Annotated in this window: 18 protein-coding genes; 8 read left to right on the top strand and 10 right to left on the bottom strand. The window is 61.4% G+C overall.

Annotated features, from left to right (window positions below; translation table 11 throughout):
* The first annotated feature begins 10 nt into the window (after positions 1–10).
* Positions 11–1,138 carry an Mrp/NBP35 family ATP-binding protein gene (locus MU551_RS08270; protein ID WP_247042437.1) on the top strand — a complete coding sequence of 376 codons (1,128 nt, stop codon included), beginning with the start codon at positions 11–13 and terminating at the stop codon, positions 1,136–1,138.
* A 24-nt stretch (positions 1,139–1,162) separates the two neighbouring features.
* Here the strand turns inward: MU551_RS08270 and MU551_RS08265 are convergent, their stop codons facing one another.
* The 3 genes from MU551_RS08265 to sigE all read right to left on the bottom strand — a co-directional run bounded on the left by MU551_RS08265 (position 1,163) and on the right by sigE (position 3,237).
* Positions 1,163–1,555, bottom strand: coding sequence for a twin-arginine translocase TatA/TatE family subunit (locus MU551_RS08265; protein WP_247042430.1), 393 nt, complete (start codon positions 1,553–1,555; stop codon positions 1,163–1,165).
* A gap of 78 nt (positions 1,556–1,633) precedes the next feature.
* Positions 1,634–2,599, bottom strand: coding sequence for an anti-sigma factor (locus MU551_RS08260; RefSeq protein ID WP_247042428.1), 966 nt, complete (start codon positions 2,597–2,599; stop codon positions 1,634–1,636).
* Positions 2,600–2,607: 8 nt separating this feature from the next.
* Positions 2,608–3,237: an RNA polymerase sigma factor SigE gene (sigE, locus tag MU551_RS08255; protein WP_247042425.1), complete on the bottom strand. Its 630-nt coding sequence runs from the start codon at positions 3,235–3,237 to the stop codon at positions 2,608–2,610.
* 312 nt (positions 3,238–3,549) lie between these two features.
* Between sigE and MU551_RS08250 the strand changes: the two genes are divergently transcribed.
* The gene (locus MU551_RS08250; RefSeq protein WP_247042416.1) at positions 3,550–4,182 is read left to right on the top strand and encodes an O-methyltransferase; all 633 of its coding nucleotides are present in this window, start codon (positions 3,550–3,552) and stop codon (positions 4,180–4,182) included.
* 87 nt (positions 4,183–4,269) lie between these two features.
* Here MU551_RS08250 and MU551_RS08245 read toward each other — a convergent pair whose 3' ends face one another.
* The 4 genes from MU551_RS08245 to MU551_RS08230 all read right to left on the bottom strand — a co-directional run bounded on the left by MU551_RS08245 (position 4,270) and on the right by MU551_RS08230 (position 7,326).
* The gene (locus MU551_RS08245; RefSeq protein WP_009357720.1) at positions 4,270–4,437 is read right to left on the bottom strand and encodes a DUF3117 domain-containing protein; all 168 of its coding nucleotides are present in this window, start codon (positions 4,435–4,437) and stop codon (positions 4,270–4,272) included.
* Between the two features lie 230 nt (positions 4,438–4,667).
* Positions 4,668–5,870 carry a putative hexosyltransferase gene (locus MU551_RS08240; RefSeq protein WP_247043115.1) on the bottom strand — a complete coding sequence of 401 codons (1,203 nt, stop codon included), beginning with the start codon at positions 5,868–5,870 and terminating at the stop codon, positions 4,668–4,670.
* Positions 5,871–5,944: 74 nt separating this feature from the next.
* Positions 5,945–6,367, bottom strand: coding sequence for a DivIVA domain-containing protein (locus MU551_RS08235; protein WP_247042415.1), 423 nt, complete (start codon positions 6,365–6,367; stop codon positions 5,945–5,947).
* Between the two features lie 95 nt (positions 6,368–6,462).
* Positions 6,463–7,326 (bottom strand): LOG family protein, encoded by an 864-nt coding sequence (locus MU551_RS08230; RefSeq protein ID WP_372489817.1) that lies wholly within the window; start codon positions 7,324–7,326, stop codon positions 6,463–6,465.
* Between the two features lie 161 nt (positions 7,327–7,487).
* Here MU551_RS08230 and MU551_RS08225 point away from each other — a divergent pair, with 161 nt between their 5' ends.
* The 4 genes from MU551_RS08225 (at position 7,488) to MU551_RS08210 (ending at position 10,764) form a co-directional block, all read left to right on the top strand.
* The gene (locus tag MU551_RS08225) at positions 7,488–8,243 is read left to right on the top strand and encodes an amino acid ABC transporter ATP-binding protein (protein ID WP_247042412.1); all 756 of its coding nucleotides are present in this window, start codon (positions 7,488–7,490) and stop codon (positions 8,241–8,243) included.
* 57 nt (positions 8,244–8,300) lie between these two features.
* Positions 8,301–9,182 (top strand): glutamate ABC transporter substrate-binding protein, encoded by an 882-nt coding sequence (locus MU551_RS08220; RefSeq protein WP_247042410.1) that lies wholly within the window; start codon positions 8,301–8,303, stop codon positions 9,180–9,182.
* 95 nt (positions 9,183–9,277) lie between these two features.
* On the top strand, positions 9,278–9,928 hold the full coding sequence (locus MU551_RS08215; protein ID WP_247042408.1) for an amino acid ABC transporter permease: 651 nt from the start codon (positions 9,278–9,280) through the stop codon (positions 9,926–9,928).
* Positions 9,925–10,764 carry an amino acid ABC transporter permease gene (locus tag MU551_RS08210; protein WP_247042407.1) on the top strand — a complete coding sequence of 280 codons (840 nt, stop codon included), beginning with the start codon at positions 9,925–9,927 and terminating at the stop codon, positions 10,762–10,764. The genes MU551_RS08215 and MU551_RS08210 overlap by 4 nt, the downstream gene beginning before the upstream one ends.
* A gap of 121 nt (positions 10,765–10,885) precedes the next feature.
* On the opposite strand, the gene dapE is transcribed toward MU551_RS08210, so the two are convergent.
* The gene (gene dapE / locus MU551_RS08205; RefSeq protein WP_247042406.1) at positions 10,886–12,019 is read right to left on the bottom strand and encodes a succinyl-diaminopimelate desuccinylase; all 1,134 of its coding nucleotides are present in this window, start codon (positions 12,017–12,019) and stop codon (positions 10,886–10,888) included.
* A gap of 50 nt (positions 12,020–12,069) precedes the next feature.
* Between dapE and dapD the strand changes: the two genes are divergently transcribed.
* Together dapD and MU551_RS08195 are read left to right on the top strand one after the other, a co-directional pair.
* Positions 12,070–13,083, top strand: a complete 1,014-nt coding sequence (dapD, locus tag MU551_RS08200; protein ID WP_247042405.1) for a 2,3,4,5-tetrahydropyridine-2,6-dicarboxylate N-succinyltransferase — start codon at positions 12,070–12,072, stop codon at positions 13,081–13,083.
* Positions 13,084–13,157: 74 nt separating this feature from the next.
* Positions 13,158–14,012 carry a hypothetical protein gene (locus MU551_RS08195; protein WP_247042404.1) on the top strand — a complete coding sequence of 285 codons (855 nt, stop codon included), beginning with the start codon at positions 13,158–13,160 and terminating at the stop codon, positions 14,010–14,012.
* Positions 14,013–14,041: 29 nt separating this feature from the next.
* Here MU551_RS08195 and MU551_RS08190 read toward each other — a convergent pair whose 3' ends face one another.
* Together MU551_RS08190 and MU551_RS08185 are read right to left on the bottom strand one after the other, a co-directional pair.
* Complete coding sequence (locus MU551_RS08190; protein WP_247042403.1) at positions 14,042–14,653, bottom strand: hypothetical protein; 612 nt, start codon at positions 14,651–14,653, stop codon at positions 14,042–14,044.
* A 63-nt stretch (positions 14,654–14,716) separates the two neighbouring features.
* A complete protein-coding gene (locus MU551_RS08185; protein ID WP_247042402.1) occupies positions 14,717–15,388 on the bottom strand; it encodes a TetR/AcrR family transcriptional regulator in 672 nt (223 codons plus the stop codon).
* Positions 15,389–15,608: the final 220 nt, after the last annotated feature.

Here is a 15,608-nt window from a genome sequence, read left to right as displayed (position 1 = left end):
GTACCGCTCCATGAGTAGCTCATTGGCCCCGGCAGTTGACGCTGCTTTGGCCACAGTCATCGATCCCGAGCTGCGCCGACCCATTACGGAGTTGGGCATGGTGGGCGGAGTCGATATTTCAGAGGCTGGGTTGGTTCGCCTCACCGTGCTGCTGACCATCGCCGGATGCCCCCTCCGGGGAACCATCACCGCAGACGCCGAAGCTGCCCTCGCAGCGGTCCCGGGGGTGTCCGGCGTCGAAGTCGAGCTCAAGGTGATGACCCAGTCGCAGCGGGATGCCCTGAAGGAGAAGCTGCGCGGTCCAGGCGGCCAGCGCGGAATCCCCTTCAACCAGCCCGGCTCATTGACCAAGGTCTACGCGGTAGCCAGCGGCAAGGGCGGGGTGGGCAAGTCATCCGTAACGGTGAACCTCGCTTGCTCCCTCGCGGCCCAAGGCCTGCGCGTGGGCATCATCGACGCCGATGTTTACGGCTTCTCTGTCCCGGCGCTGATGGGCATCAAACAGGCACCCACCCGGGTGGACGATATGATCCTGCCGCCGGTGGCTTACGGGGTCAAAGTGATCTCCATCGGGATGTTCGTTTCCGGCAACCAGCCGGTGGCTTGGCGGGGGCCCATGCTGCACCGCGCACTCGAACAGTTCCTCACCGACGTCTACTTCGGCGACCTCGATGCACTCTTCCTCGATCTGCCTCCCGGAACCGGCGATATCGCCATCTCCGTTGCCCAACTGCTGCCCAAGGCCGAGATCCTGGTGGTGACCACTCCTCAGGTTGCCGCTGCTGACGTCGCTGAGCGAGCCGGGGCCATCGCAACCCAGACAGGACAGTCGGTGGCGGGCGTCGTGGAAAACATGTCGTATTTGGAGATGCCCGACGGCAGCCGGATGGACCTCTTCGGTACCGGAGGCGGTGCAGTGCTGGCCGAGCGTCTCTCTGCCACCGTCGGTACCGACGTCCCCTTGCTCGGACAGATTCCGCTGGACATTCTTCTGCGGGAAGGCGGAGACGCAGGTGTTCCGATCGTTCTCAACCGCCCCGAGACACCTGCCGCATCCGCCTTGAACAGCATCGCCGGCAAACTGGCGGCGAGACCACGAGGACTCACGGGTCTATCGCTGGGGCTACAGCCCCGCTGACCGGGTAAGTCAGGGTATCTGCCCCTAAGTGGCCTCAGAGTCGAAAGGCGCGGCTGCACCGTCAGCAAGACGTTCGACGACGCGTGCGGGGCGCGATTCCGAAGCAGTTGCAGCTGCAGCGGCGGCAACCGCTCCAGGAGCGCCTTCGCTGACCGCTTTGGTGTCATCCTCCAACAGCGCTTCTTTGATGATGCGGCGGGGATCGTACTGCCGGGGATCGTACTTCTTCCAGTCGACATCATCGATGTCGATCCCCACCTCGTCTTTAATCTGTTCCCGGGCGCCGGACGCCATCCGGCGGACTTCCTTCACCAGGTTCGCGAGTTTCTGGGTGTATTCGGGCAGGCGCTGGGGACCGATCACCATCACACCGATGATCAGCAGAAGTAAAAACTCCGGGCCATTGATTCCAAACACTTTAGGAAGATTACCCTCTCCGGGAGCCCGGTGACGATTCCTGCGAAAGGCAGAGAAGCATACAGGTGTGAATGTCCGTCATGAGGGGGTGATGCCGCCAAAGATGCGGCCTATCCCCCTTTGAAACCGGGCCATCAGATCCTCGTCCCCAGCACGCTCCTCCAAGGACCCGGGTCCGGCTGAAGAACCCGTCAAGGAGGCGCCCGGAGCAGACTGGGTCAGCGCGGCCAAAGCGGTCGCTGCCTGCTGCTGCGGCAGATCCGACACATAGGCGAAGGTGACGCCATTGACCTGGTAGATCGCTCGTTGCGGGTTACCCGAAAAGACCCAAAGGCTGCCAGCATCCAAACCGTCCCCGGTGGTCACCTGGGTAAAACCGTCCTCTGAAGCGGCATGCCCGGTCAGAGGGTTCACAGGCTCGCGTAGACCCGCGGGAAGCCCCGGAGACGCTCCGGCAGAAGAGGAGTGCTGCTCAATGATGGTCGCGTGATTCGTCCCATTCGAAAGGCGCAACTCCATCGCCGGTTCCCCCGCCATGACGTCGGCCTTGGCTGAAACCACGTGGAAACCCGCACGGGACAGTTCAGGGCAAATCCATCCTTGGCTCCGTAGCTCCTGCACGCTTCCTGCCGCCAAGGTGTTGCCCTTGTCTGTCAGGGAGCCAGCGGCTGCTGTTCCCGCCTGGGGAACCGGATCGCCTCCCACGATGAACGCGGCCACACCCATCAATCCGGCCACGGCCGCAGTGCAGGCCAGCAAGAGCTGAACCAGCTTCATTCTGGAGCGCATCCTGGAAACCGGTTCAGGGACAGCCATGGCAAGTTCCTGGGTCCTGGACAAAAGCCTGGCGACGAGATCATCGGGCGCGGCAGGCACAGCCGCGCTGTGCAGCCGCTCCAGGTACTGCCGTTCGCGATGCACGGCAGAGGAGCAATCAGGGCAGGCTTCCAAGGTTGCCCTGCAGGCACCGTGCTTCTTGCCGATGCCGGACTTTACGGACTGAACCAGCCGTAGAAACAGACCAGGATGACGTGACCGACCCATAAGGCCGATCAGAGGACGCCGGCGATGCGGGGCATGTTGAGACGAGGCTTCAAACTTTGGGCCGGACGCGGATCGCGGTGCGCCAGCTTCTCCCGCAGCATGGTGCGTCCTCGGTGAATCCGGGAGCGCACGGTGCCCAGTTTGACGCCGAGCGCCAAAGCCACCTCGTCATAGGAAAGGCCCTCAAGATCGCAGAGCACAACGGCCGCCCGGAAGTCGGGAGGCAACTCTTCCAGAGCCGCCTGGACATCGAGATCGAGGTTGTTGAGCTCAAAGCTCTGCTCCGGCCCGGGTTCACGGCCAGGCAAGCGGGACTCGGCGTCGTCGGCAAGGGCATCGAAACGGATCCGGTTCTTGCGCCTCGCCTGGTCGAGGAAAAGGTTGGTAGTGATGCGGTGCAGCCAGCCATCAAGGGTGCCCGGCTTGAAGTTTTCCAAGGAACGGAACACCCGCACGAACACTTCCTGGGTAAGGTCCTCGGCGTCGTACTTGTTGCCGGTCAGGCGAAACGCAAGGCGGTATACCTTGGCTGAGTGGTTGGTGACCACTTCTTCCCAAGTTGGCCTGACCCATACGGCGTCCGCCGGGGTTCCCGAATCTTCAACTGCAGGGACAGGTGCCACAACTGATGCTGACATCGTCCACTCCCCTCGTGGATGGGTACTAACGCCGATTGGTGCTCTGACACCAATGATTCGGTGCCGCCCATCTGTTGGATGACCGGATAATTATCATGTCAAATTTGGCTGGGAGTTTCCTGAAATCCAAAGCACTTCAGCCCAAGGCGCAATTGCGATGAGAGCACTCTTCGCCAAGAGCGCCGTTTCCGCCCACCCGAACCGGTAGACAACGTAGTCTCCAGGCTGCAACGCCGTCACCTTCCCGGTCAACAGCGTCAGACACAGTACTCTGTTACAAACGCCCCCTGCCGCCCAGAAAGCGAATCCTCCATGAGCGCCGATAAGTCCACGAGCTGGTCCTATGCAGAAGATCTGCCTGCTGAGGATGAGGTGCTGCTGCACGCTCGTGAACGTTCCTTCGAACTTGGTGTAACGCCGATCGGTCCCGGTGTCGGTGCCGCCCTCACCGTGCTTGCAGCGGCGTCAAAGGCACAAACTGCTGTCGAGATAGGCACGGGAGCCGGCGTCTCCGGTGTCTGCATACTCAGAGGGTTGGGACCGCAATCGGTGCTGACAACCATCGACGTGGATGTGGAACACCTCAAGGCAGCACGCGAAGCCTTCCAGGAAGCCGGCAGCCCGGCCAACCGCACGCGCACGATCTCCGGCCGCGCAGCCGACGTCCTCCCGCGTCTGACGGATGCTGCCTACGACCTTGTGTTTGTGGATGCGGACAAGCAAGGGCTTCCCGGCTACGTCGAACAGGCGATCCGCCTGCTCAAGTCCCGTGGCCTCCTTATCGTGAACGACGCACTCGATAAGGACAGGGTCTCCAACCCCGCAGCCCGGGACGCCAGCACCGTGGTCCTGCGCCAGGTAGGCAAGGCAATCCGCGACGACGAACGTCTGGTGTCGGCAATGTTGCCCACTGGCGATGGATTGCTCGTAGCCGTCAAGAAATAGCGCGGGGTCCGTCGAGCAACTCTAGGGCCGGGAATTAAAAAGGACAGGGCCGCCAGCCACTTGGCTACCGGCCCCGCCCCGGAGAATCTATTCGGTAACGCCCACCAGGCATTCCTTCAGGTTCGCCGCCTCTGCAGCGTTGAGCTCAACTACAAGCCGTCCTCCGCCTTCGAGCGGCACACGCATGATGAGGCTGCGGCCTTCTTTGGTTACTTCCATCGGGCCGTCGCCGGTGCGTGGTTTCATAGCCGCCATGAGGAATATCCCCTCCAGTAGTCCCAGGACATACCAGCCCGGACGGGCTGTGTCCGCATGGTCAAACAAGCCGCTATGACGGCCGCTACCGCAGCCGCCATGGCTGAACACTGTCGAATGCCATTTGTCCTTGCTTACCTCTATTATCCCGTAATTGACCGCGCACAGCTAATTGATGGACTTTCGACACGCAGTCCAAAACACGCCGGGGAAGAGCCGCGAATCAGGGCTCAGGGCGGGTAATCTCCGCCTCCTGGCAACTGTGCCCAGGCCCAGAGCCACACTATCCAGACGATTTGCAGGAGGACGAACATGATCGCAACAACAGTCCGGTAGGCGCCTGATCTCGAAACCAGCGCGGCGCTGAGTGCCAGTGGAAACAGAGGGAGGAGCATCCTGAAGGTACTGGTCTGGGGATGCAGGAACACCAGCAGGTACCCCATGTAACAGACACACCAGAGGCGCAGCTCGACACCGAGTGCACGCACAGGCCGAGTCACCATCACAAGGCCGAAAATTGCAACGAACACGAAGGGGGCCAGAATCCCCAGGACCGGCCCGAACAGCAGTGTGCCTGTGTCGAACCACGGCATGAAGGGTACGAGGTCATGCCCGCGCCAGACTGTCTCGGTCTTGGTATACGCCCGGATGTCACCAGTCACCAGCCAGGCGATTCCGGGCCACATCAGGGCCCCGAGGCAACTGACCACGGTAAGACCCGCCAGGCTCCACAATTCAGCGACGCTGTGACTACTGCCCCCTCTCCGCTCTGCAGGCCGGAAATGCTGCCAGAGGTGGTAGCAAAGGATGAGCCCAGCCGTCGCCGCGAACGGCACTCCCGTGGGCCGGGAGAGGCACATCAGCAGGACAACGGGCATCGCCCACAGGTACTGGCGCCGGACCAGGAGCAGCAAGGCTGAAGCCAGCAACAGCAGGTTTAGGGACTCCGCATAGGGAATCTGGAGCACAGGAGCCACGGGAAACGTGGAAAAGAACACGATCCCCCACAGGGCAGCAACATGGGAGGCCTTGTGGCGGAAGAGCCGATACGTCACCAAGGCAGCGCCAAGCCCTGCGGTCATTGCGATTGCAGTCAGCGATGCCGCCGGTGGAAGCCCGGTAAGCCCTGAGACCGCCCGGCCAAGCACCGGGAAGAGGGCATAAAAGGCCCAGGCGTTTTCCTGGACGTTACCCGAATCATCCAGGGGAAGTTCGGAGGGATAGCCGTTGGTGGCAATCTCGCCGTACCAGCGGGCATCCCAGATATTGATGAAGTTCCAGTAATCCGGCTTGGCCGGAAACCAAGGATTAGTGCCTTGGTGCAGGGCGGCTGCCATGAAAATGCAAGCACTGATCAGCCTGGCCCCAAGGTACACGGCGCCCACTTGCAGCCACCACGGCCATCGGCCGGCCGCGGCAAGGGCATCAGCCATGATCCTGTCCAGACGCCTCCCGGAGCGCGGGCGAGTAAAGCTCCAGTTCCTGCCAGGAGCCGTTTCCTGTCCGCTCAAGAGCCTTCCTCCTGCACCGTTCGCATGCCGGAGCCGGGGGAAGCAGCGGAGCCGGGGGAAGCAGCGGAGCCGGGGGAAGCAGCGGAGCCGGTGGAAACAACGGCTGCGCGGAGCCTGGCGATTTCGGCATCCTTCTCCGCGAGCTTGTCACGGAGTTCATCCAGCACCTGGTCCACCTGGTCCATCCGGTATCCCCGCAGGCCAAGGGCAAAACGGAGGTGGTCGACGTCGGACGGTTTCGGATCCGCTGGCAGCAAAACCGGGGGGAGCGATGCCACCGGCTCATCAAAGCCCTCCTCAAGCACGCCGTTGACGGCGCTCCTGCTGCGGAACTTGGTGCCGACGCCTGTGCCGAAGAAAACTGTGACGCCGAGCAGTGCGACGGCGAGAAAAACCAGGAAGAAACTCACAGCACCCATCGTGCCAGATATCGGGCGCCCGCCTAAGTCTCTCCCGGCTGCACAGAATTGCGTTTACCCTGACAACGCCGAGCGAGGCGGTTCAGGAACTACTGCTATTCAGGCCGCTGCTCTCCGTTGGGCCGGCCGTTCGCACGGCCGCTACCTGAAGCGCCCGGCACGGAACCGTTCAGAACCAGGTCAACGGCATCACTGGGGTCGTCAACCACCTGGATGAGGTCCAGGTCCTTCTCCGACACCATGCCTTCCTCGACCAGCGTCCCGCGGATCCAATCGATCATCGGTCCCCAGAAGGCCGTTCCCAGCAGGACGATCGGAAAGGACGTGACCTTCCGGGTCTGGACCAGCACCATGGCTTCGAAGAGTTCATCAAGGGTGCCGAGGCCACCTGGGAGCACAATGAATCCCTGGGCGTACTTAACGAACATCGTCTTGCGGGCGAAGAAGTAACGGAAATTGATCCCCAGGTCCACCCACTGGTTAAGACCCTGCTCGAAAGGCAGCTCGATCCCCAAGCCGACAGAAAGCCCGTTGCCTTGCACTGCTCCCTTGTTGGCCGCCTCCATGGACCCTGGTCCGCCACCGGTGATGACGGCAATGCCGGCTTCTGCCAGCTTCCTTCCGACGTCGACACCCAGGTCGTAGTAGGACGTACCGGGTTTTGTTCGTGCCGAGCCGAATACGCTGACTGCCGGACCGATGTCCGCAAGCGCGCCGAAGCCCTCCACAAATTCACTTTGGATTCTCAGAACCCGCCATGGATCAGTGTGAATGAACTGGCCCGCACCTTTGGTATCCAGCAAATGCTGGTCGGACATCTCGACGGCGGCCTGCTTGCGCCGCAACTCCAGAGGACCTTTATGCCGTGTCGCCACATGGTTGTTTGCGCCCTGCTCGGGGGCTGGGAAAGACTCTCCGGTGATGTCCGGGACTGGCTGCGGCTGCGGATCGGTACTCATCCACCAAGGCTAGCGCGGATCGGAGTGTCCACCGCTTATCCATTCCCTATTCGCGCTTACCTTCCCGCGCCCGGACTCCGCAGGTATCTCTTGAATTACGATCTGCAGGAAGTGGGAGTGATTCGGGTCATAAATGTTCAATGTTCGCTAGATTCATTCCTATGACTACTCAAGTGCCCGGCGATGCCCTCGTCTCCCTTAATGCTGTCAACAAGCACTACGGCCAGTTGCACGTCCTCAAGGACATCAACATGAACGTCCGCAAGGGCGAAGTAGTCGTAGTCATCGGGCCCTCAGGCTCCGGCAAGTCCACTTTGTGCAGGGCCATTAACCGCCTTGAAACTATTGATACCGGCGAGATCTCCATCGATGGGAAAAAGCTCCCGGAAGAAGGCAAGGAACTCGCGCGCCTTCGTGCCGACGTCGGTATGGTCTTCCAGTCGTTCAACCTTTTTGCCCATAAGACCATCCTGGAAAACGTGACCCTCGGTCCCATCAAGGTCAAAGGGCTCTCCAAGGCTGAGGCAGACAAGGAAGCCATGGCGCTGTTGGACAGGGTCGGCGTCGGTCATCAGGCACCGAAACTGCCGGCCCAGCTCTCCGGTGGCCAGCAGCAACGTGTGGCCATCGCACGCGCTCTGGCCATGAAGCCGAAAGTCATGCTTTTTGACGAGCCCACCTCTGCCCTTGACCCGGAAATGATCAATGAGGTCCTGGACGTCATGATCCAACTGGCCAAGGAGGGCATGACCATGGTCGTGGTGACTCACGAAATGGGATTCGCCCGCAAGGCTGCAGACCGGGTCGTCTTCATGGCCGATGGCCAGATTGTTGAAGACGCAACCCCTGAAGAATTTTTCACGAACCCCCAGAGCAACCGGGCCAAGGACTTCCTGTCCAAGCTCCTGACTCACTGACACCCACTGAATTCGCACCCTGGCCGTTAGCTTCGGCCGCCCAATGAAAGGAATGTCATGAAGGCATTTATGACCCGTCGGAAGTCCTTGCTGGTTGCAGCTTCCGCAGCCCTGGCCTTGAGCCTGAGCGCGTGCGGCGGCGGCACTGCCACCACCAACCCGACAGTGGCAGAGAAGCCGACCTTCGCGGCCGGCTCCACCATGGAGAAGCTCTCTTCAGCCGGAGCCATCAAGATCGGTACCAAGTTTGACCAGCCGCTGTTCGGCCAGAAGGGCCTGGACGGCAAGCCGGTCGGGTTCGATGTCGAGATCGGTAAGCTGATCGCGGCCAAGCTGGGCATCGCCGCTGACAAGATCGAGTGGGTCGAAACGGTCTCCGCTAACCGCGAGCCGTTCATCGAGCAGAGCCGCGTGGACATTGTAGTTGCCACCTACACCATCAATGACAAGCGCAAGCAGGTTGTCAGCTTTGCAGGCCCGTACTACGAGGCCGGCCAGGCGCTGATGGTCAACAAGGACAACACGTCCATCACCAAGCCGGAAGATGTCAAGGGCAAGAAGGTTTGTTCGGTGACCGGCTCGACTCCTGCCGCCACCATCGTGGAGAAGTACGGAGCAGAGCTGGTGCCGGCCGCTACGTACTCCGCTTGCCTGGAGCCTCTGCGCAACAAGCAGGTTGAAGCGATCACCACTGACAACGTCATCCTCGCCGGTTTCGTCAACAAGGAACCGGACGCCTTCAAGCTCGCTTCAGACGAAACCTTCACCAAGGAGCCTTACGGCATCGGCCTGAAGAAGGACGACACGGTGTTCCGAAACTGGATCAACGACCAGCTGGAAGCGTTCGCCTCTGACGGATCCTACAAGAAGGCCTGGGAAGGTACTGCGGGCTCAGTCATCAAGACTGCCCCTGAACTTCCTGAGCTGAACCGCTACTAAGCACTAACCGGCGGTTATCGGGGCCTCCATCCGGGTCCCGATAACCGCCGTTCGCACGATTCGTTCCATTTACCCCGACGCAGCTGAAGGATCCCATGGACGTCATTATCGAAAACCTACCGCTGTACTGGGAAGGTTTTCTTAGAACCCTCTTTCTGTCCGTAGTCTCCGGAGTGATCGCCTTGGCGGTGGGCACGCTCCTCGCCGCGGCCAGGGTCTCCCCCATCGCAGCCCTCCGCGGATTCAGCATGGCCTATGTTGAGGTCGTTCGAAACACTCCGCTCACTATCGCATTTTTCTTCTCGGCCATTGTGCTCCCCCGGCTTGGCGTCACCTTTCAGCAGTTTGAAGTGGCCGCCATTATCGCCCTCAGTGCCTACACAGCCGCTTTCGTTGCCGAAGCCGTGCGCTCTGGCGTGAACAGTGTTCCGCTTGGTCAGGCTGAGGCTGCCCGCAGCATCGGCATGAAGTTCTCGCAGGTACTCTCGTTGATCGTCCTCCCCCAGGCGGTTCGCTCCGTGGTGCCGCCGCTCATCAACATCATGATCGCCCTTGTCAAGAACTCCTCTGTTGCCGGCGCCTTCTTTGTCCTCGAACTTTTCGGCTACGGGCGTCAGCTCGCCAACGCCAATGGTGACCAGGTCTTGATGGTGTTGATCGGCGTGGCCTTCTTCTATCTGCTTATTACCGTTCCGTTGGGCATAGTGGCCAGCACCGTCGAACGAAAGGTGGCGATCGCACGATGACTTCTGTTCTCTACGATGTCCCCGGACCAAAAGCCCGCCGCATTTCGCTCCTTGGTTCGGTGGTCGGAATTGTCCTTATTGCCGGGTTATTGGGCTTCGCCATCTATACCCTTGCGCAGCAGGGCATCTTCGAAGGTCAACGCTGGGCAGTGTTCGGTCTACCCGATGTCTGGGCCCTGATTGGTAACGGCATAGTTGCTACTCTGAGCGCTGCGGCAGTTGCCGCCGTCATTGCGTTCCCTTTGGGCCTGCTGCTGTGCCTCCTCCGCATTTCGGAGGTGGCCTGGATCAGAGTCCCGACCCGCGTCGTGCTGGAGTTTCTGCGCGGTATGCCCGTCGTCTTGATGATGTTTTTTGTGCTGCTCGTCTTCGCTACAAATCCTTTCGTCGCGGTGGTCACGGGTCTGGTGCTTTACAACTCAGCGGTCTTTGCTGAAATCATCCGCGCCGGCATCCAGTCGCTGCCCAAGGGTCAGCGCGAGGCTGGACTCACAGTAGGACTGACGAGTTTCCAGTCGCGACTCATCATTGAGCTCCCGCAAGCGATCCGACGAATGATGCCTTCTCTTGTGGCGCAGCTGGTGGTTCTGCTTAAGGACACCTCGCTCGGCTACATCGTGTCCTACGAGGAATTGCTGAGGAAGGTACAGCTGATGGCTGACGTCCTGGGCTTCCAGTTCCTGTTCCCGGTGTTCTTCGTGGCTGCCGCGATCTACATTGCCATTAACTTCTCAGTGTCTCGGCTCGCTATCGGGATCGAGCGTCGTGGCTCCAAAAAGGCCGCCGGTGGCGTCGCGAAGGCTGAGCCGGCAATAGTCGAAGCCTCTGCAAAGTAACAACGGTCCGAACACCAAGGATTCAGGGCGTTCAAAAGGAAGGGGATGGACCGCATGAATGCGGTTCATCCCCTTCCTTTTGTCATAAGCCGATCCCGGGCTGAAGCAGTCTTGCCAGCCGTCAGGCCAGCCAGATCTTGAGCGCGCGAAGGCATTCGCGGATGGCCTCCGCCTGAACGTGCTCGTTATTCTTGTGCGCCAGCAGTGCGTCTCCGGGACCAAAGTTCACCGCCGGTATCCCCAGTGCACTAAAGCGGGCGACGTCGGTCCACCCATACTTTGGCTTGGGTTCAGCCCCCACGGCAGCCACGAAGGACGCGGCAGCGGGGTGCGTTAGGCCCGGGCGGGCGCCGGGGGCCCCGTCCGTGCGGACCACACTGAAGCCGGACAACAGCTCCCGTACGTGTGCCTCTGCCTGGTCAAGGGATTTGTCGGGCGCGAACCGATAGTTGATTTCCACCACACAACGATCGGGAATGACATTGCCAGCGGTGCCGCCATGGATCCGCACTGCGTTAAGGCTTTCCCTGTAGTCCAAGGCATCCACCGTAACCGTTGCCGGCTCATACGCCGCGAGCCTCTCCAGAATGGGTGCGGCAGCATGGATTGCGTTAGTACCCATCCAGGCACGCGCGGAGTGGGCTGCCTCGCCTATGGTGGTCACCTCGAAACGGGACGTCCCGTTGCAGCCGCCCTCCACGGTTCCATCAGTTGGTTCCAGGAGGATCGCAAAATCCCCGTCGAGAAGATCGCCATGGTTCCTGACCAGTCTTCCAAGGCCGCTCTTAGCCTCTTCCACTTCTTCATGGTCGTAAAAAACGAACGTCACGTCCTTGTTGGGCTCCGCGCCGTCGTCGAACATTGACGCTGCGAGAGCGAGCTGCACGGCAACCCCGCCCTTCATGTCAGTGGTCCCTCGCCCGTAGAGGATGCCGTGGCCCGGTGACCCGGATACCCACGTGGACGGAACAGTACCCAAAGATCCCTCGGTGATGGGGAGCGGAACAGTGTCCAGGTGACCTGCGAGGATAACGCGCTCAGAACGGCCCAGCTCGGTTCGGGCGATGATCGCATCTCCGTCACGGACCAGCCGCAGTTGGGGAACCTTCTGCAGCGCGGCCTCAACTGCGTCAGCCAAAACCGTCTCATTGCCGGAGACGCTGTTGATGTCGATCAGGGCCGCTGTGAGGAGCGCAACATCCTGGCGCAGGTTCAACGGAGCAGGCAAGGACACTGGAGTGGTTTGAGCAGTCACGGTGACAGTCTAGTTCGAGTCCGGCGCCCAGCTCTCGATACACTGGGGCCATGACTGAAACCGTTGCTGATTCCGCTGCGCCCTCTGCCACCCGTTCCGCCCATGGCTATGGAGTGGCCACCATCTTCACACGCAACGGTGATTCCACTGTGCTGGACGTCTGGTTCCCCGCTCCTGCCTTGGGAGTTGCAGCCGAGCATCTCCGCGATGTGGCCAATGCAGATGGTGTCTTGGCGGAAATCGCTGCCAGCGGAACCGACCCGGACCGCGGAACCGAACAGAAGGTTGTCTTCGTCCAGATTGACCTTGACGAATCTCCTGCCGACACCGCAGACGCGTATCTGCGGCTGCACCTGCTGTCACACCGCCTGGTGCAACCGAACACGATCAACCTCGACGGCGTCTTTGGCAAGCTGCCGAATGTCGTATGGACCAACTTCGGACCTGCAGCAGTGGATGGATTTGAGCTCACGCGGGCCAAACTCCGCCGGCGTGGAGCCGTGACAGTCTACGGCGTGGACAAGTTCCCGCGGATGGTGGACTACGTTGTGCCCAGTGGGGTGCGCATAGCCGACGCCGACCGGGTGCGCCTCGGCGCCCACCTCGCGGAAGGCACCACTGTTATGCATGAGGGTTTCGTGAACTTTAATGCCGGCACCCTGGGAACCTCAATGGTCGAGGGCCGCATATCAGCCGGAGTGGTCGCAGGAGACGGTACCGATGTTGGCGGCGGCGCGTCCATCATGGGCACCCTTTCGGGCGGCGGCAAGGAAAAGATCGCCTTGGGTGAGCGGGTCCTCCTGGGTGCAAATTCCGGCGTTGGGATCAGCATCGGCAGCGACTCGGTGGTCGAAGCCGGCCTCTATGTCACCGCGGGAACCCGTGTACTTGTAGTTGGCCCCAAGGACCCCGACGGCGAGGACACCAGCAAGGTTGTCAAAGCAGTGGAACTTTCCGGAGTCCCCAACCTTCTGTTCCGCCGGAACTCTTCCACAGGCGCCGTGGAGGTGCTCCCGCGCAAGGGACAAACTGTAGAGCTTAACGAGGCTCTACACGCCAACTGAGGCGGCAGCCTCAGGACGCCATCAACTCACCGCACATCACCGGACCGGCCCCAAGGGCCTGAGGGAGCATCTCCGTGGCACACAGACGTGGCCGTCGCCGCGCATTAGTGCTGGTGCTGGCAATGGCCCTTGTGGTTGGCGGCATCTACATCGCAGTGTCCATTGTGCAGCGGTCAGAAAATGTGATCGTTGAGCGCTGCACTGCCACTGCAGGTTCCCAGCGCACCGAACTGGCAACGGACCAGGCAGCGAACGCGGCGTTGATTTCCGGGGAGGCTGTCAGGCGCGGCCTTCCCCCACGTGCAGCAACGATTGCCCTGGCTACGGCAATGCAGGAATCCAAGCTGCGCAACATCAGGTATGGAGACGAGGCAGGGCCGGACTCCCGAGGGCTTTTCCAGCAACGGCCCTCCCAAGGTTGGGGAACTGAAGAGCAAGTCATGGACCCGCACTACGCCAGTGGCGCGTTCTACGCCGCCCTGGTCAAGGTCCCGGACTATGAGGGGTTGGAAATAACTGCTGCCGCCCAGCAGGTCCAGCGCTCAGCCTTCCCGCGGGCCTATGCCCAACATGAGGGCATGGCGAGGGCCTTTGCTTCTGCTTTGACGGGGCAGTCCACAGCTGCCCTGGACTGCACCCTGCGCGCACCGGAAGAAGCAGGTGACCCCCAGGCTGTGCTGGACGAGCTGACGTCCACGTTCGGCGACGTTCCAGCGTCCTTCGAGGGTTCCGTCCTTGTGGTCCAGTCCAGTGACAGCCAGGCGTGGGCCATCGCCCAGTGGGCTGTGGCCAACGCCAAGCTGAGATCCCTGACGGCAGTCGATGTCGGCGGTTACAGCTGGCTGAGGGAATCACGGAATGGCTGGCAGCCAAGCGGCGCACCAAACGGTCAGGTTTCCATCACCGTTGCTCCCCGGGATTCCCCGTAGCCACCCGGCAGTAACCAGTCCAGCCGTAGTCAGGCGAGCATCTCCACCACGGGCTGGACATAGCTTCTGAACGTTTCCGGGTGCGACAAGAGGTCCTGGCTCATCACTATTTTGTCGGGCTCCAGGTACCACGCCCGTGGCTCGTCAAGGGGCAGTTCAATAATGGTCAGGTTGAAATCCCTTGACTCCCTGCCAACCTCCATGAGCCTGTCCTCCACGATGTCGCCGATAAGCTGGCAGGCGCCACCCGCCTCCCGTTCGGCTTCCAGGGTGGCGTAGTCGCTCCTGCGTTCACGCGCCCAGCTGAGCGCACCGCCAAAATGTGCCTGCAGCACACGCTGGAGGGCAGGTGAGTTGGCGAACGCCTCGAAGGAAGGAGGAGTCAGGTCCGGCGTCATCTGCGGGTGCGATCTCAGCAGCTTCTCCCACCAGGCCTCCCACTCGGTCTTGAGCGCGCTGATCCCACCGACATCGGCAGTGAGGTGGTTGTGGTTGGCCCGGTGAACCTTTGGGGCTGCATGCGAAAGGGCAGGCCGACCGGCACCATCAAGCCCTGCGGCGTCCCGTACATAGAGGGCAATGAGCATGGGACCTGAGGTGTCCATGGTGATCCCCCAGGCGGAACCGCCTGTCTGGTGCATCCGAATGGCCTCCCTTGATGTTGGATCTCCCCCGTCCCAGTGTATTCCCGATACAGGGCGGCGTTAATGGTCTTTGGCGGGAGGGCCAAGGGTCCGCAGATGGGACTCGAGGACGTCGTGGCACATCTGGGCTGTCATCCACTCCGGCTGGAGCAGCGCGTGCATGCTCAGGCCCTCAAGCACGGCAAGCAAGCGCTCAGCCTCCGTAACGAGGGCCTGCCTATCGACAGTGTGGCCCCCTGGGTCGCTGTCAGTGGCGTCCTCGAACATGTCCGACGCTGGTGCGGTCAGCTGCATGACCAACTGGCCCATAGCGGCAGCAACGGCACGGTGACTCCGGTCAGCTTCTGGCAACAGGAAGGGCCTGATGCGGGCCGCGTTCTTGAAAGCGAGCCAGACACAGCTATCCACAGCGCGCTCCTCATCGAGAGGCAGGATTTGGCCCAACAGGGTTAACACGGCCTCCCGGTGCTCGCTGGTAGCAGGGGTGCATGCTGCGACGGCCTGTGCTGCTTCACCCAGTCGCCGCGTTATGCGGTCCACGACCACTCCAAACGAATGCACCAGCAGCTCTTCACTGCTGGAAAAATAGTGGCGGACTGAACCCACTGCCAGGCCGGCTTCGTCCGCCACTTCCCTCAGCGATGCGCGCTCAAGGCCGTCACTCGCGATAATCCTGAATACTGCTTCCACCACATCTTGCCGGCGCTGGTCGGCATCTACGTATTTGGGCACCAGTCCTATCTAGCACACATGTGCGGGCAACCGTCGGTGGCACACCGGCTGCCCGTCCTAGCGGCGGTTGCTCCGTAACTGCCGTTATGAGCGTCGAAAAGGGCATCAGGGCCCACGCCGGCAGGGTTGCCTGGCCGAGCTTGCGAGGCGAGGGGGGGCCGGTGGGGATCTCGATGACAAAAGTACGACGCCGGCCGCCCACCTGGGAAGGTGAGCGGCC

Origin of the sequence: Arthrobacter rhizosphaerae, assembly GCF_023062595.1 — a bacterium.
In the GTDB taxonomy this organism is placed as follows: Bacteria; Actinomycetota; Actinomycetes; order Actinomycetales; family Micrococcaceae; genus Arthrobacter; species Arthrobacter rhizosphaerae.
Note: the sequence above shows the minus strand (reverse complement) of the source record. Positions and strands in the feature narration are given on the sequence as shown.

What these genes read in the sequence shown, in the direction of transcription:
- MU551_RS08260 (WP_247042428.1), bottom strand. Translation starts at nt 2,599, where the DNA reads ATGGGTCGGTCACGTCATCCTGGTCTGTTTCTACGGCTGGTTCAGTCC.
- MU551_RS08230 (WP_372489817.1), bottom strand. Translation starts at nt 7,326, where the DNA reads ATGAGTACCGATCCGCAGCCGCAGCCAGTCCCGGACATCACCGGAGAG.
- MU551_RS08245 (WP_009357720.1), bottom strand. Translation starts at nt 4,437, where the DNA reads ATGGCGGCTATGAAACCACGCACCGGCGACGGCCCGATGGAAGTAACC.
- MU551_RS08220 (WP_247042410.1), top strand. Translation starts at nt 8,301, where the DNA reads ATGAAGGCATTTATGACCCGTCGGAAGTCCTTGCTGGTTGCAGCTTCC.
- MU551_RS08225 (WP_247042412.1), top strand. Translation starts at nt 7,488, where the DNA reads ATGACTACTCAAGTGCCCGGCGATGCCCTCGTCTCCCTTAATGCTGTC.
- MU551_RS08240 (WP_247043115.1), bottom strand. Translation starts at nt 5,870, where the DNA reads ATGGCTGATGCCCTTGCCGCGGCCGGCCGATGGCCGTGGTGGCTGCAA.
- sigE (WP_247042425.1), bottom strand. Translation starts at nt 3,237, where the DNA reads ATGTCAGCATCAGTTGTGGCACCTGTCCCTGCAGTTGAAGATTCGGGA.
- MU551_RS08235 (WP_247042415.1), bottom strand. Translation starts at nt 6,367, where the DNA reads ATGGGTGCTGTGAGTTTCTTCCTGGTTTTTCTCGCCGTCGCACTGCTC.
- MU551_RS08250 (WP_247042416.1), top strand. Translation starts at nt 3,550, where the DNA reads ATGAGCGCCGATAAGTCCACGAGCTGGTCCTATGCAGAAGATCTGCCT.
- MU551_RS08215 (WP_247042408.1), top strand. Translation starts at nt 9,278, where the DNA reads ATGGACGTCATTATCGAAAACCTACCGCTGTACTGGGAAGGTTTTCTT.
- dapD (WP_247042405.1), top strand. Translation starts at nt 12,070, where the DNA reads ATGACTGAAACCGTTGCTGATTCCGCTGCGCCCTCTGCCACCCGTTCC.
- MU551_RS08270 (WP_247042437.1), top strand. Translation starts at nt 11, where the DNA reads ATGAGTAGCTCATTGGCCCCGGCAGTTGACGCTGCTTTGGCCACAGTC.
- MU551_RS08210 (WP_247042407.1), top strand. Translation starts at nt 9,925, where the DNA reads ATGACTTCTGTTCTCTACGATGTCCCCGGACCAAAAGCCCGCCGCATT.
- MU551_RS08190 (WP_247042403.1), bottom strand. Translation starts at nt 14,653, where the DNA reads ATGCACCAGACAGGCGGTTCCGCCTGGGGGATCACCATGGACACCTCA.